Annotated in this window: 11 protein-coding genes; 5 read left to right on the top strand and 6 right to left on the bottom strand. The window is 30.0% G+C overall.

Annotated elements, in window-relative coordinates; translation table 11 throughout:
• Positions 1–1,157, top strand: a 1,157-nt coding sequence (locus HPY79_09645; GenBank protein ID NSW46061.1) for a hypothetical protein, incomplete at its 5' end; no start/stop codon positions are given.
• Here the strand turns inward: HPY79_09645 and HPY79_09640 are convergent.
• Together HPY79_09640 and HPY79_09635 are read right to left on the bottom strand one after the other, a co-directional pair.
• Positions 1,154–1,774, bottom strand: coding sequence for a hypothetical protein (locus HPY79_09640; protein ID NSW46060.1), 621 nt, complete (start codon positions 1,772–1,774; stop codon positions 1,154–1,156). The genes HPY79_09645 and HPY79_09640 overlap by 4 nt on opposite strands.
• On the bottom strand, positions 1,771–3,045 hold the full coding sequence (locus HPY79_09635) for an amidohydrolase family protein (protein ID NSW46059.1): 1,275 nt from the start codon (positions 3,043–3,045) through the stop codon (positions 1,771–1,773). Before HPY79_09635 ends, HPY79_09640 begins: the two co-directional genes overlap by 4 nt.
• Before the next feature lie 201 nt (positions 3,046–3,246).
• On the opposite strand from HPY79_09635, the gene HPY79_09630 reads away from it, so the two are divergent.
• From HPY79_09630 to HPY79_09615, 4 genes are all read left to right on the top strand, one after another.
• Positions 3,247–3,864 (top strand): hypothetical protein, encoded by a 618-nt coding sequence (locus HPY79_09630; protein NSW46058.1) that lies wholly within the window; start codon positions 3,247–3,249, stop codon positions 3,862–3,864.
• 10 nt (positions 3,865–3,874) lie between these two features.
• Positions 3,875–4,237, top strand: coding sequence for a hypothetical protein (locus HPY79_09625; protein ID NSW46057.1), 363 nt, complete (start codon positions 3,875–3,877; stop codon positions 4,235–4,237).
• Positions 4,238–4,303: 66 nt separating this feature from the next.
• Positions 4,304–7,939, top strand: coding sequence for a GHKL domain-containing protein (locus HPY79_09620; protein NSW46056.1), 3,636 nt, complete (start codon positions 4,304–4,306; stop codon positions 7,937–7,939).
• Positions 7,921–8,661 carry a biotin--[acetyl-CoA-carboxylase] ligase gene (locus HPY79_09615; GenBank protein NSW46055.1) on the top strand — a complete coding sequence of 247 codons (741 nt, stop codon included), beginning with the start codon at positions 7,921–7,923 and terminating at the stop codon, positions 8,659–8,661. The genes HPY79_09620 and HPY79_09615 overlap by 19 nt, the downstream gene beginning before the upstream one ends.
• A gap of 116 nt (positions 8,662–8,777) precedes the next feature.
• Here the strand turns inward: HPY79_09615 and htpG are convergent, their stop codons facing one another.
• The 4 genes from htpG to HPY79_09595 all read right to left on the bottom strand — a co-directional run bounded on the left by htpG (position 8,778) and on the right by HPY79_09595 (position 14,754).
• Positions 8,778–10,832 (bottom strand): molecular chaperone HtpG, encoded by a 2,055-nt coding sequence (gene htpG, locus HPY79_09610; GenBank protein NSW46054.1) that lies wholly within the window; start codon positions 10,830–10,832, stop codon positions 8,778–8,780.
• Positions 10,833–10,916: 84 nt separating this feature from the next.
• On the bottom strand, positions 10,917–11,462 hold the full coding sequence (locus HPY79_09605) for a response regulator (GenBank protein ID NSW46053.1): 546 nt from the start codon (positions 11,460–11,462) through the stop codon (positions 10,917–10,919).
• Between the two features lie 50 nt (positions 11,463–11,512).
• Complete coding sequence (locus tag HPY79_09600) at positions 11,513–12,409, bottom strand: hypothetical protein (protein ID NSW46052.1); 897 nt, start codon at positions 12,407–12,409, stop codon at positions 11,513–11,515.
• Between the two features lie 170 nt (positions 12,410–12,579).
• Complete coding sequence (locus tag HPY79_09595; GenBank protein NSW46051.1) at positions 12,580–14,754, bottom strand: response regulator; 2,175 nt, start codon at positions 14,752–14,754, stop codon at positions 12,580–12,582.
• Positions 14,755–14,829: the final 75 nt, after the last annotated feature.

Genomic DNA, 14,829 nt, shown 5'->3' with positions numbered 1-14,829 from the left:
AAACCGTATTATTGATATTGTCAATTATATATTTTATAAATGGGTATAGTGCTAACACATACTATTATTCTATCTCAGATGGTAGCGGAGGTGGAGGGTCTTGGAATAATACAAGTTATTGGTCAAGTACTTCTTCTGGCACTTCATGTGGCTGTTCTCCTGGTACTTCTCCATCATCTTCAACATATACCTACATCGAAACAAATATAAGTTTAAACGTTAATGTATCAGAGTTTGGATATTTAAATATATATGCTGGGAAATCTTTATATTCAACAATTAATAATTTAGAAATTAAAAGTGGCGCTACTTTAATTGTAAATGGCACATTAGAAGTTTATGATTTAATCTTTTATAATGGTTCAAAAATTACCGTAAATACCGGTGGGGTTATTATTGTTCATAATAATTTTACAAATAAAAATAATAGTGATAATGTAATAGTAAATGGTTCTATTACTGTAAATGGTACATTTAGTAATGGCAATGGTGGCGTAATAGATGGTACCGGTGTAATTTCAGCTTCAAATTATGATGGTACTGGGACAACGTTTGGATATACTAATTCTTCAATTCCTTCTGGTAGTTCTGTCTCTCAAGGGTCTTTGCCAGTTAATATAGTTTATTTTAATGCAAAAATGTTAAATAACAAAGTACTTTTAGAATGGTCTACAGCTTCAGAAACTAATAATAATTACTTTGAAATACAACGTAGTACAGATGCTTTACATTTTACCACAATATCAAAAGTAAATGGTGCTGGTAATTCAAACTCAATTATTCATTATCAATATGTAGATGATATAAATGATTTAGAAAATAAAATTTATTACTATCGTTTAAATCAAGTTGATTTTGATGGTGTGAATGAATATTCTGAAATAATATCTATCGAAGTTTTAAGAAATAACGATTCATATATCCGAATTGGAAATTCTGAAAATTACATTATTTTACTATTTTTAAGTAATGTTAGTGGAAACTATAATATTAAGATATTTGATAATTCAGGACGTTTAGTAATGACACAAAATGAAAACATAAACAACAGTAATACTATAAAAATAAGTAAAAAATTACTTACTACTGGCTTGTTTTCTATTATCATTAGTAATGGTAGTGAAATAGTGACTAGAAAAGTATTTAATGTGCATTAAGATATATTTATTTCTAAATTATTTTCATTAACTTTTTTAAATCCAAGTTTTTGTAAATATTTTACATATTCTTTGCTCCATGCAGGTGAAGTTACTTTTTTTATGCCTTGTCCTTTAAAACGATTAACAAGTCGGCTATATATGTACTTGCCATTTTTAAAATCGCGATATTCGGGAATTACATAATCTAATCCAACACAGAGTGTATCGTCTTTAGTTTTATGAGCAAGAAAAACGCCAGCTACCGACATATTGCGAAGTATCAGATAGCTTATGGTATTCATTTCGGGTTTATAGGTAAATTCTGGAAAATATTTTTGTAAGTCGTTATTATAAAATTCTAAAAAGCGGACAAGGTAACGATTATCGGGTCTAACTTCTAAGGTTTCAAAAATTTCTTTTTTAGAAAAAATCCCATAAAGAAAATAAATATCTACTATAGCAATAAAAGCGTTAAGAACTCCAACAGGAATAGCCCCAATAAGAAAACCATAAATAGAAAAAGTGGCAGCTCCGATAAAATTAATGATACGAAATTTAACAATAGAGCTCATCGTCATAGAAATAGCTATGATAATAGAAGCTGCATACCCCATTATAGCAAAAAAGTCGATCATAAAGCTTGCATTTTTTTCCACAATATGTTAGATAATTCTTGCGATTGCTTAATTAAAGCTGTTTCGTCAATAGTTTGTATTTTTTTATTTTTTACTATGAGTTTACCATTGCTAATAACATGCTCTACGTGTTTTGATTCTATTCCAAACACAAAATGTCCTAAAAAATTATTTTGATAGAAAGCTGTAGGGCTATCATAATCGAGTACAACTAAGTTGTTGGGACCATCTCCTAAAAATTGATTGGTTTCAATGAAATGATGAACATTTGTAAAGCGTTGATATATGCCCGAATAGTCAATGGTATCGAAAGGTTGTCCGACAAAAAAAGCAGCTTTGGCACTGCGAAGCATATCGCTGTGCATGCCATCGGTGCCTAACATGATCCTATTTTTATTAAGTCCTTTGGCATTAAAGAAGCCTACATTGTTATTAAGGTTGCTTTCGGTGTTTTGTACTACCCATACAGGGCTATGAGCAATGTAGTTTCGCTCTTCATCGTCAATATGTAAGCAGTGTGCTAATATAGTTTTGGGGAATTGCAAAGCTCCGGCTTTATACAAGCGTTCTACTACTTTTTGTCCATGTTGGTGTAAACATTCTTTTTGGTCGTATAAATCTTCGGCAACATGAATGTGAATGCCCGAATTATATTTTTCGGCTAATGAAACTGCTTCTTTGAGTGTTTGATTTGAAACAGTGAATGATGCATGAAGTCCAACTAATCCTTGGTGAGATTTAAGATAATTTTCAGTTTCTTTTAATCCAGCTTGACTAATGTCTTGTCCATCTCTGTCCGAAATTTCGTAACATAAAAGATGCGAAACGCCTACTTTTTCGAAAGCATTGGCCATGATTTCGAGAGATCCATTCACTGCAAAAGGTGAAGCATGGTGATCGATCACAAAGGTAACGCCATTTTTAGCTGAAGCTACAGCAGTTAATAAGGCGCTAACTTCGATCATGTCTTTATTTAAACATTTGTCGAGTGTCCACCAAATATATTTTAGAATTTCGTAAAAATTTGTGGGAGTTTTTTTAGGTGCTCCCATACCTCTGGCTAGTGCAGAATAAGCATGATGATGCCCACAAGCAAATGAATGCATAACGTATTTGCTGTTGCAGTCTATTATTTCATCATGATTATCATTAGGAATTTTATCTAAAAATTCAATTTTGCCATTATAGCCTTCGGTAATGCGTATATGAGTCTTTTTAAACGATAATGTTTGGTTGTCTATGTAAGTTGCATTGCTTAAAATTACTGCCATAGCTTTTTTTATTGCAAAGTTAATTTAAATAAATGATAGTATGCAAAAAAATTGGAATCTTAAAAAAAAGTTGTATATTTGCCAATAATAAAATTTTATACAGATGAAATAGCCATGAGAACAAATTCACACCAATCGAAAATGAATAAAAATTGGAAATATAATTCATTCATTATTATTAACTTATTAAATTTTATACACATGAAAAAAATCAATTTTTTATTTACTTTGACATTTATTTTAATGTCTTTTACCGTATTTTCACAAGCTGTTGAAAAAGGAGTTAAGTTAATTGATATTTATTATGGTTGGCCCAATTTGTGGTCGAATACAGCAAAATCGGCATTAACTGATGCTAATTCAGTTGATGTACAAGTTGGAAGTCTGGGTCCTTTCGGGGGTAAGTTAGAATATATGGTTTCTGATAAAGTTGGGGCAGGAGTTGAAATTAATTATGCCAATACCAGCGTTAAATGGACCGAAAATACTACCGATGGCAATGGTAATAATGTAACTTATAATTATGATTTTTCTATTCCTCGAATGAGAGTGATGTTTTGCTTTAATCTTCATTTTGGAGGAAGCGAGAATTTTGATGGTTTTTGGAGAATTGGCGCTGGTTATAGTAGTTTAAGTTGGAAATATACTACCAACGATCCTAATTATAACGACGAACAAATTAATTTTAATATTTTTCCAATTGCTTTTAGAACAGCTATTGGAGGTCGTTATTTCTTTTCTGAAAATTTTGGTTTAAATGCTGAACTAGGCTTAGGAGGTGGTCCGTTGGTTGCATTTGGTATTAGTTCAAAATTTTAAAATATTAAATATGAGAAAAGTATTAATTTTATTCTTACTACTTTTATTTGCGTCTATTGTTTCTTTTTCTCAGGAAAAGGCAGAGTATTGTATTGTTAGAGTAACTTATAGTGTAAAACCTAACAACTTAGATTCAAAATTATCTATCGATTTTGGAACGAACATAAATCATTCCTTAAAAGGAATTATTGAAAATGGTAAAGGAGGCACCATAACGGTTAATAATGCTGATGGAACTGTAACGGTAGTTAAAGATGAAATTGATATTTTTTCTGTTTTGAATAAATATGGCTTTGTGCTTATAAATTCATACACCATGACGTTATTAGATAAATCGTATGCTAATTTTATTTTTGAGAAAAAATTAAAATAATAATGCTTTAATACATATTTTTCAATTGTCTTTTATTTTGTACTTTCGTACATAAATTTATAGAGTTTGAAGACTTTTAAAAATAAATCTTTTTTATTTTTAATTATTTGGATCCTTATATTTGCCTTATCGGTTTTTATTATTACCGATGTTGGGAATGTTGAAGATTATAATGACGATGTTGTTACTATTAGAAATAGCCTTATTGCTAAGGAAGCTAAGGCCAAAGAATTGTTATCAAAAGAAAGTGACATTTATTTTAAGTGGGGTGTTAAAGGCCTATATTCAAAACAAAACGAGCAATATTTATTAAATTATACCCAACGTCAAGATATATATTTTTGTTGTTATAAAAACGATAGTGCTATTTTTTGGTCGAGAGGCGATTTTTTGCCATTATCGTTAAATACTTCAAAATATACAAATTCTACTGTTTATTTTATTAATAATACATGGGTTTATTTACTTGTAAAAAAAATAAACAATATTGCTTTTGTAGCTTTTATCCCTATTAAAAAAGAATATCCTTTTGAAAATAACTATCTTAAAAACTTTTATTATCAAGGTTTTGATTTAACATACGATTACCATTTTTCAACATTACCGCAGACTGCAGCTTTTTATATAACCGATGCTCAGCAAAATTTTTTATTTTCGATAGAGCCACAAACATCATTGTCGTTAACGCTAAGACCTTATTTGTTTTTATTTGTTCTTTGTTTGTTATATATTTTGGTGCACATTACTTTAATTTATAAAAAACATTTAATTTCGGTGTTTTTTGTATTGGTTGGGCTTTTAATATTAAGATTGGGAATGATGTTAAAACAAAATCCTGAGTCTTTGTATTCATTGCCTTTATTTAATGCTGAAATATTTGCTTATAAATTTCCATTTAATTTTTTAGGCGATGCTTTTTTTAATACTTGGTGGCTATTATTATTTATTGAATGGTTTTTATTGTGGTTTAAAAGAAAAATATTTACAAGTCGTTTTTATATTTATAGCTTATTATTATTAGCTTCTGCTTTGTTTTTATATTGGATAATTTTATGGAATAAGTTAATTTGGCAAAGTAATCTTTCGTTCGATTTATTTAATATCGATACGTTTTTACAGCTTTCGTTATTAGCATATTTAATTATTGGAATGTGGGCATGGATTATTGCAAGCGTGTTATACTTTATTTTTAAGTATTTGTATAAGACACAACAAAAGCGTTATAAATTTTTTTTTATAGGATTATTTTTATTTGTCTTACCTTTAATACTTTATGTATTGCAATTAGGACATTTTTCTGTTTTGATAGTTGCTTTATATTTATTGATAATATGGTTCTTTGTTAATAGGCGTTTACCCCAAATTGCTTTTATTTTGATAAGTGCTTTTTTATTTTCTTTTTTTATTGTTTTATACTCGTTTCATTTAAATCATCAAAAACGGATAAATTTACAACAAGTTGTTGCTTTTTCTTTATCGAACGAGAAAGACTATTTGGCTCAGATGTTACTAATGGATATGGAGAAGAAGCTAGCAGAAGATAAAATTATAAAAAGTTTACTTCAAAAAGCATACGATAATCGATACGAAATTTATCAATATCTAAAAGACAATTATTTTAACGGTTTTTGGAATAAATACGATTTACAAGTAACGATATGCAATACATACGATAACCTACGCTTGATGCCTTCGAATGAATATTGTCGTTGTTTTGACTTTTTTAATAAACAAATAAATTCACGTGGTAGTCGTTTCGATAGTCATTATTTTTATTCGATTGATAATGAATATGGCGATGTAAGCTATTTAGGTGTATTTTCTTACAATTTAAATATGATACCTGATTCGGGCGAAAAAAAAATTTTTCTCGAATTATATCGTAAACTTTTACCGAGTACACCAGGATACCCAGATTTGCTTGTAGATTTAAAAACTTATAAATCGCTGAGCAAACAATGGGCACATTATGCCAAATATAAAACGAATCGACTAATACAGCAAAATGGCGATTTTCAATATCCTTATAATTACATTTATCCAAATATTAAAAATGGATCTTTTATACTTATTAATAAAGATAATTTTGAACATTTTATTTATGCACCCAATAAAAAAATCCGAATTGTGGTAAGTGCTCCGGTGGTTAAATGGAGCCAATACCTATGGTCGATTATTTATGTGTTTAATATTTTTATTTTGTTGTTTTTTATTCCATATGGTATTATTTATTATTTAAAAAAGCGACAACAATTGCTTTATGGATTTAGGTTTAAATATATTCGTAGTTTTTTGTTAATTTTAGTTTTTTCGTATTTAATCATCGGTTTTTATACCTTGATCTATTTCAATAATCAATATAATCAAAAGAATTATGAGGCATTAAAACATAAGCAAAAAATTATTGTAAATGCATTAAATGAGTATTTAGGTTCGTTCAAAAATATTTACCAAAAACCAATCGAAGAGTTAAGTCGGCAGTTAGTTACGTTATCAAATATATTTTTTGCAGACATTAATTTATACGACGCCAAGGGTTATTTAATTGCATCTTCTCGACCTGCATTGTTCGAAAAAGGTTTAAAAAGTAAACTTATCGATGCCGAAGCATTAGCAGAAATTGTTAAAGAACATAAAGAAACGTTTATTGACATAGAAAAAATTGGGAGCTTGGAATATTTGGCTTCTTATACAGCATTGTATTCGAATGGTAAATTGCAAGCTATACTTCAATTACCTTATTTTACAGAAAAAGAAAAAAATATGCAAGAAATAACTCAAGTGTTTATCAATCTTATAAATATATACATATTATTTATTGCAATTGCTTTTGGTATTATTTTATTAATAGCCAATGGTATATTGCGTCCATTAACTGTTTTACACGAATATTTTAAAAAAATTAAACCCAATCAAAAAATTAAACCCATTATTTATACTGAAAAAGACGAAATAGCACCGCTCATTAATGAATATAATCGCATATTAGAAGAGTTATCAATAAGTACGCAAAAATTGTTATTAAGCGAACGAGAATCTACTTGGCGAGATATTGCCAAACAGATTGCCCACGAAATAAAAAATCCGTTAACGCCCATGAAACTCAATATTCAATATTTACAAAAATTAAAAAAAGAAAATGGTCATTTGCCCGATGAATTACTTCAAAATACAATGAATAGTTTATTAGAACAAATTGAAAGTTTATCGTCGATTGCTTCGGCGTTTTCTGCTTTTGCCAATTTGCCCCGACCTCAATTTGAAATGATTAATCTTGTTGAAGTTGTAAAAAATATAGCCCTTTTGTTTAAAACTCATGAATACGAAGTAAAAGTAAATTCTAATATGCATGATTGCTTTATCGAAGGCGATAAGGATTATTTAAAACGCATTATTACTAATTTGGTAACAAATGCCCTGCAAGCGATTCCTATCGATAGAGAAAAAAATATTTATATAAACATCGAAGCTCAATCAAATAAGATTATTTTGAGTGTAAGCGATAATGGTATTGGCATAGCACCCGATATTGCCGATAATGTATTTAAACCTAGTTTTACAACTAAATCGTCAGGCATGGGAATGGGGTTGAGTTTGGTGAAAAATATGGTTGAAGCCATGAAAGGAAATATTTACTTTAGATCTGAAGTTAATAAAGGAAGCACATTTTATATTGAATTTAAATGTTACAACCAAGCATAATAAAAATTGAAGAAGCTGCATCGTCTAATACCGAGGCAATGAGTCTTGTAAAACAGCAGAAACTTGCCGAAGGAACTATTGTTTGGGTTTTGAATCAAACTCAAGGAAGGGGACAAGGAAAAAAAGTTTGGTATAGCAATGCAAATGAGAATCTAACTTTTTCTATTATTTTATATCCTGAATTTTTGCAACTTGAGCATCAATTTTTATTGTCTAAAGCTATCGCTTCGGCTGTTTGTAAAACAGTAAGCCTCTTTTGTGATGAATCTTTTATTAAATGGCCTAACGATATTTATGTGAAAAATAATAAGATTGCAGGTATTCTTATTGAAAATATTATTCAGAAAAATAAAATGGCAGCCTCTATTGTGGGTATTGGGATTAATATCAATCAAACTGAGTTTAACTCAACTATCCCGAATCCAACTTCGCTAAGGAACGAAACTGGTAAAATATTCCAGTTGCCTGAACTTTTAGAGTTATTGCAAAATAACATTTTATCGGAATACAATTCTTTAAAAATGCATCGTTTTACCTCTATATATGAATATTACGACAGTAAACTTTATATGAAAAATAAGTTGATTTCAGCTAAAATAAATAATAATAGAGTTCAAATACGAGTAAAAGAAGTTGACCAAGAGGGTTATTTACATGCATTAATAAACGACAAAGAACATTTATTTGCTGTAGGCGAAATAGAATTGTTGATTGGATCTTAGTTTCGATTACTATTGATTTTGCGATATTGAAACGTTTACAATTGTTTATAAAATATATCATCCCGTCAGAATATACAAATATATTCTTACGGGATGATATAAGGTAAGAATATCCATTATTCTTTGGGTAATACTTCAACGCTTCGTTTTATAAATCGACTAAAAGCTTCTCCTTTTAATAGATTGTGCGATAAAAGTGCTATGTCGATAAGTTGTTTTACAGTTGTATTATTAGCTCCAAAAGACTCAAGTTTTTGTTTTCTCTCGTTACGTAATGTTTCGAGTTGTTTTTCTAATTCGTTGAGTTTGTCTTTTTCGGCTGTCGAAATTTCTTCTTCTTTTTTCTTTTTTTGTTCTTCTTTAATTTTTTCGATTTCTTTATTAAGTGGCTCAATTTTACGGTCAATTTCTTGTAATTCGTTGGCTAATTGTTTGTTTTTATCGTTTACAATTTTATTTATGATAGGATGCGATGCATTGACTACCATAGAGTACATATCGGGCATGCTGCCATACATGCTTTTAGGGGCAAATTGAGCCATATCTTTCATGCGTCGCATATATTCGCTACGTGTAATGATAAGTGGCAATTCGTTTTCTGATAGTGCTTCGTAAGCAATTAAGAATTCCTCTTTATTTGGTATTGCACCAAATAAAACATGTCTTAAATCGTTTTGGTCGGCTTCGCTTAATTCTACTTTACGTTGCTCTTCTTTTTCAATTAATTTGTCGATGGTTTCGGCATCTACACGTTTAAATGAAGTTTTTTGCAGTTTTTGTTCAAGATGGTTGATAAAATGTAAATCGAGCTGCCCATCGAATAAAAGCACATCGTATCCTTTATTTTTAGCTTGCTCTATGTATGCGTATTGTTCTTCTTTATCGGTAGCATAAAGGTATATGGTACTTCCATATTTTTCGGTCTGATTTTCTTTTACTAATTTTTCGTATTCTTCGAATGTAAAGTATTTACCATCGATATTTTTAAATAGTGCAAATTTTTCGGCTCGTTCGTAAAATTTTTCATCGCTTATCATGCCGTATTCAATAAAAAGTTTTAGGTCGTCCCATTTTTTTTCGAAATCGCTTCGGTCGTTTTTAAACAAGTCGAAAAGTTTATCGGCAACTTTTTTAGTAATATGAGCAGATATTTTTTTTACGTTGCTATCGCTTTGCAAATAGCTACGTGAAACATTTAGTGGAATATCGGGTGAGTCTATTACTCCGTGTAGGAGCATGAGGTAATCGGGGACTATTCCTTCTACTTGGTCGGTAACAAAAACCTGATTACAATAAAGTTGTATTTTATTTTTTTGTATATCGAAACTGTTTTTTATACGAGGAAAGTACAATATACCTGTTAGATGGAAAGGATAATCGACATTAAGATGTATATTAAAAAGGGGTTCTTCAAAATTATCGGGATAAAGTTCTCTATAAAAGGCTTTATAATCTTCGTCTTTTATTTCAGTAGGTTTTTTTGTCCAAAGTGGGGTAGGATTATTTATAATATTATCTTCGTTGGTTTCTACAAATTTATCTTTTTTCCATTCTTTTTTCTTACCGAAAGCTATTTCAACTGGTAAAAATTTGCAGTATTTATTGAGTAGTTGTTGAATACGATTTTCGTCGAGAAACTCTTCTTGGTCTTTATCTTCAATGTGAAGAATTACATCGGTACCATGTTCAGAGCGGTCGGTTTCTTCCATGGTATATTCGGGCGAGCCGTCGCAAATCCATTTTACTGCTTTACTATCTTCTTTGTATGATTTTGTAATGAGTTCAACTTTGTTGGCTACCATAAAAGCCGAATAAAAGCCCAGACCAAAGTGTCCTATTAGGTTTGCTTTGTCTTTATATTTTTCAAGAAACTCTTCGGCACTCGAAAACGCTATTTGATTGATGTATTTGTCAACTTCTTCGGCTGTCATACCAATTCCATAATCGGAAATGGTTAATGTTTTTTTGTCTTTGTCAAGTTTAATATAAATGCGTTTATGGTTAACATCGCCTTTATATTCGCCGCTATTGGCAAGGGCTTTTAGTTTGGTTGTAGCATCAACTGCATTTGAAACTAATTCGCGTAGAAAAATTTCATGTTCTGAATATAAAAACTTTTTTATAATGGGGAATATGTTTTCGGTTGTAACCCCTATATTTCCTTTTTGCATAGACCAAAATTTTTGAAAATTGGCAAACGATAAACAAAGTCAATGCCAATAAAAATAATATGACAAGAAGTCAGTACGCCGACATTAATTCAGAATGAATTCGGTTAAAGCAATATAAACAATGAGCAATGAAAACATAATGAGTATTGCCACAAATATTTTACGAGTGGTTAGGCTTCGTTTATGAGCTTTTTGGAGCTTTATCTCGCTAATAATAAAACTTATTTGATTATTGATTCGCAAAAAGGCATTTTCATTTTTTTTGATAAAAGCATTGACACCTTCTTTTTGAGCTAAAATGGATAGTTCTGGGTTATCAATGGCAGAAATTAGGATCGTATTGATTTGGGGGTTTATAGCTCGGGCTTCTTTGATGAAGTCTATGCCTGTTTTGGCTGAGTGAACAGGAACTCCAGGGTTAAGCATATAATCAATGAGTAGAATATGAATATTTTTATTTGGTTTTTTAATATGGAGCGATTGGTAATATTTTATAAAATCTTCTCCGCTAGTGAAAGTAAAAACTTTGTGTTTGGTGTTTTGTTGAAATTTGGTTAGCAATATTTTATTTAAAAGTTCATCGTCGTCAACGAGGTAGATGTAAACTTCCGAATCTTTATTTTTTACCATCGTCTGAATGAAAATTTTTGCAAAGATATAGATATTTAATTTGTGAAATACTAATTATTTGACGGAAGTTCATTTTTTTTACGTGGATTTTTGGGTTCAATGTCTTCTTTAAGAATCCACATATTTTTCTTTAAAAAATAAGCATCGAAGGTGCCATTGGGACCATAAAACTCATACATGCCCTGATAGATATTTGATGAAGGTACTAAATGATCGAAAATTATGGCTTTTTGAGAAGGTTCGTAATGGCACGACATGGTTCCTTTTATGCTGTGGCTAAAAACTAAACGCTTTACTGTTTTTTGATCAGATTGAAAAATGGCTTTACCAAAAATGGGTTTACCTTTTTTGTTGAACCATAAAGCTTCTACAATTTTTTGATGCAAGTAGGCATTGTAGCCTTTCCAGCCAATTAATAGGTAATAGGGGTGTTTTACTTTTGTAAAGTGAATTATTTGATAGTACGTGGCTCCATACCATTGATTTGACGATAATGTAAGGTTTTCTAGTTCTTTAGCGGGAATTGTATTTGTACTATCGTTTAATTCAAATACTTTAATATCACGTTCGTTGTTTTTTTTCATAATAAATCCATAGTAACGATATATGCCACCTTTTAGGCGAATATTCCAGGTTAATATGCGTAAACTACTATCGTTAGAAAATATTTTTCCAAGATTGGTAAGTGAGTCGAATGGAAATTTCCACGCTTCGGGTTGGCGTAGAGCTTTGTTAAGGGTTTGGCGAATAGAGTCGGAATAGGCAATCTTTTTTGAATCGGGGAGAATAAATACGGCATCGTTGCGCATAAACAAACTATCGAACCAAATCTTGAGTTTTAATTCATCATCATACAAGGCTCTGTTATATTGACCACTGACAAATAAGTGAGAAGATAAAGTGAGAACTATTACAAATAAAATTTTAAATCTTACTTTTTTAATCATGATGATTTATTTAACGCATTAACGAAATTATTGCAAATATATTTATTCGTTCCGAATAAAAGCCCTATATATAATTAAAAATATGAGCATTTGCAATGTTCAATTATGATAAGAAAAAATAAAGAAGCATATCTAAAATAATTCTTTAAATACATATTTTTTATTTTAGTTTAAGCCTGTATTAGCTGTTGAAAGGCATTTATCAATTGGTCTAAATAAATAGGTTTCGAAAGAAAAAATGAGCAACCTGCTTGAAGTGCTTCTTCTTTGGTGGTTTCACCGTTATAGGCTGTAAGGGCAATAATTTTAATATCGGGGTGTATTTGTTTTAAATGCTTTGTTGTTTCTATTCCGTTCATAATAGGCATTCGAATATCCATTAGTACGAAATCGTATGATTGGTGTTTACATTTTTCTATAGCAATACTGCCATTTTGTGCATAATCTACTTGTTTAACCAAAGGATTTAATAAAGCTTCAATGAATTGATAATTGAGAAATTCATCTTCGACAATCAAAATGTTAAAATTTTTAAGATCATCGAGCTTTAAAGATGATTTTTGAATAGAATCGTTATTTTTATTATCTTGAATAGCAATTACAGTTGGAATTTTTACATAAAATACACTTCCTTTTTCGGGATCGCTTTCGAACCAAATTTCGCCTTTGAGTAATTGTGTAAGTTCTTTAACAATACTTAAACCTAAGCCAATACCTCTAATAGCAAACGATTTAGATAACTTTCCACGATAAAATGATTCGAAAATATAGGGTTTATCTTCGTCAGAAATACCTAATCCTGTATCTTTTACAAAGAATACAATGTGTTTTTCTTCGGTATAAAAACCCATTTCTATTTTCCCACTTGGAGTATAATTATAGGCATTTTTGAGCAAATTAGACAATATTTTTGTAAGTTTTAATTCATCTGTTTCGATAATAATATTTTCATGGGCCTGGTCGAAAACAATTTTGAATTCAACTTTTGGTTGCTGTATTTTATGTTGGTTTAAAATTAACAGGCTCTTTAGTAATTCAACAGGTTTTATTTTGCTTACTTGCAATTTTGTTTTTTGACTTTGAAGTTTAGAAATGAGGACAATGTCGTCAATAGTTTGTAAAAGTTGTTGCGAACTTTTAAAAATAATTTCAGAAAATTCTTTGCGTTTTTCATTAGGAATATCTTTGCGTAGTAGTTCAGAAAAACCTATAATTGCATTCATAGGGGTTCTGACCTCGTGACTTAAATTCGATAACAACATTGTTTTAAGTCTATCGCTTTCTTCTGCTTTTTGTTTGGCTTCGGTAAGTTGTATATTGAGCTCTTTATATACTTCATATTGAGCTAATAATTCCTGATGTGTTTCATTCAGTTTTTTTTCGGCTTCATAACGTTCTGTTTCGTCCACTCCAATAACTATATAACCGTTATGTTCGTTTTGAAAATTAAAGGTTTTAGTAATAAACCAATGTATATAATAATGTTTATTTTGTAATGTGGTAAATGCTGCTTTTAATTCTATACTTATGAGAGCAGAGTTGAAAAATACTTCTTTTTTGCGTTTGTCTTCATCGCTTATTTTTTGTAGAAAAATAGACTCGAAATTATTATTTAACAGTTCTTCTTTTGTAAGATGAATTGATTTTTGTAAATGTTCGTTAGCAAAATATATGTTGAATTGTTTATTTAATGTGAGTGCATAAATGTTTTTACTTTTCATGAGTTGATGAAACATGTATTCTGTTTCGATAAGCTTTTCTTTTGCCTTACGGTTTAAGTAATTGCCGTGTTGACGAACAAGTAACGTGCCGAGTAATAAAGTTCCAGGAATGTAAATTAATATTAAGGGTAAGGCAATGTTTTTTAATACATCCATTTCTTTGCCCGATGGAAGAAAAATTGTGCAAAAAGCCATCACGGCATGAACTGTGATGCCAAGTAATAATAATTCAATAAAATATTGTTCTTCCCAGTTTTTTCGATAATAATGCCACAACATGCCAATGGAAGCGGAAGAAATGATAACAGCTACACCCATATAAACTCCATCGCCTCCCATGTTTAAGCGAATAACCAGAGAAGTAAGCATGGCTAAAAAAGTAGGAATAAAACCAAAAAACAACCCCGAAATAGAAAGCAATATGGAGCGTACATCAAAAACAATAGTTTCTGAAAATTTAAAAGGTGTAAACATTATAATGCTAACTGCAATGGATATGACTGTACCTGTGATAATATCGTTTTTTAAGTTACGTTGATTGAGCTTAATCCAATAATATTCATATAGCATTGAAAAAGAAAGAAGAATGGCTGTATTTTGAATTAAACTGATGATAAATTGCATAAAAAAAAATTTATACAAATATAAAACAAAAATTAAATAGATAATTGTTTTATGAAAACTTCTTATGAACTATAC

Source organism: Bacteroidales bacterium (assembly GCA_013314715.1).
Taxonomy (GTDB): domain Bacteria; phylum Bacteroidota; class Bacteroidia; order Bacteroidales; family GWA2-32-17; genus Ch61.
This window is presented reverse-complemented; position numbering and strand designations above follow the sequence as displayed.

Coding starts and splice junctions, on each gene's coding strand:
- HPY79_09640 (NSW46060.1), bottom strand. CDS start 1,774: ATGATCGACTTTTTTGCTATAATGGGGTATGCAGCTTCTATTATCATA.
- HPY79_09635 (NSW46059.1), bottom strand. CDS start 3,045: ATGGCAGTAATTTTAAGCAATGCAACTTACATAGACAACCAAACATTA.
- HPY79_09630 (NSW46058.1), top strand. CDS start 3,247: ATGAAAAAAATCAATTTTTTATTTACTTTGACATTTATTTTAATGTCT.
- HPY79_09625 (NSW46057.1), top strand. CDS start 3,875: ATGAGAAAAGTATTAATTTTATTCTTACTACTTTTATTTGCGTCTATT.
- HPY79_09615 (NSW46055.1), top strand. CDS start 7,921: ATGTTACAACCAAGCATAATAAAAATTGAAGAAGCTGCATCGTCTAAT.
- htpG (NSW46054.1), bottom strand. CDS start 10,832: ATGCAAAAAGGAAATATAGGGGTTACAACCGAAAACATATTCCCCATT.
- HPY79_09605 (NSW46053.1), bottom strand. CDS start 11,462: ATGGTAAAAAATAAAGATTCGGAAGTTTACATCTACCTCGTTGACGAC.
- HPY79_09600 (NSW46052.1), bottom strand. CDS start 12,409: ATGATTAAAAAAGTAAGATTTAAAATTTTATTTGTAATAGTTCTCACT.
- HPY79_09595 (NSW46051.1), bottom strand. CDS start 14,754: ATGCAATTTATCATCAGTTTAATTCAAAATACAGCCATTCTTCTTTCT.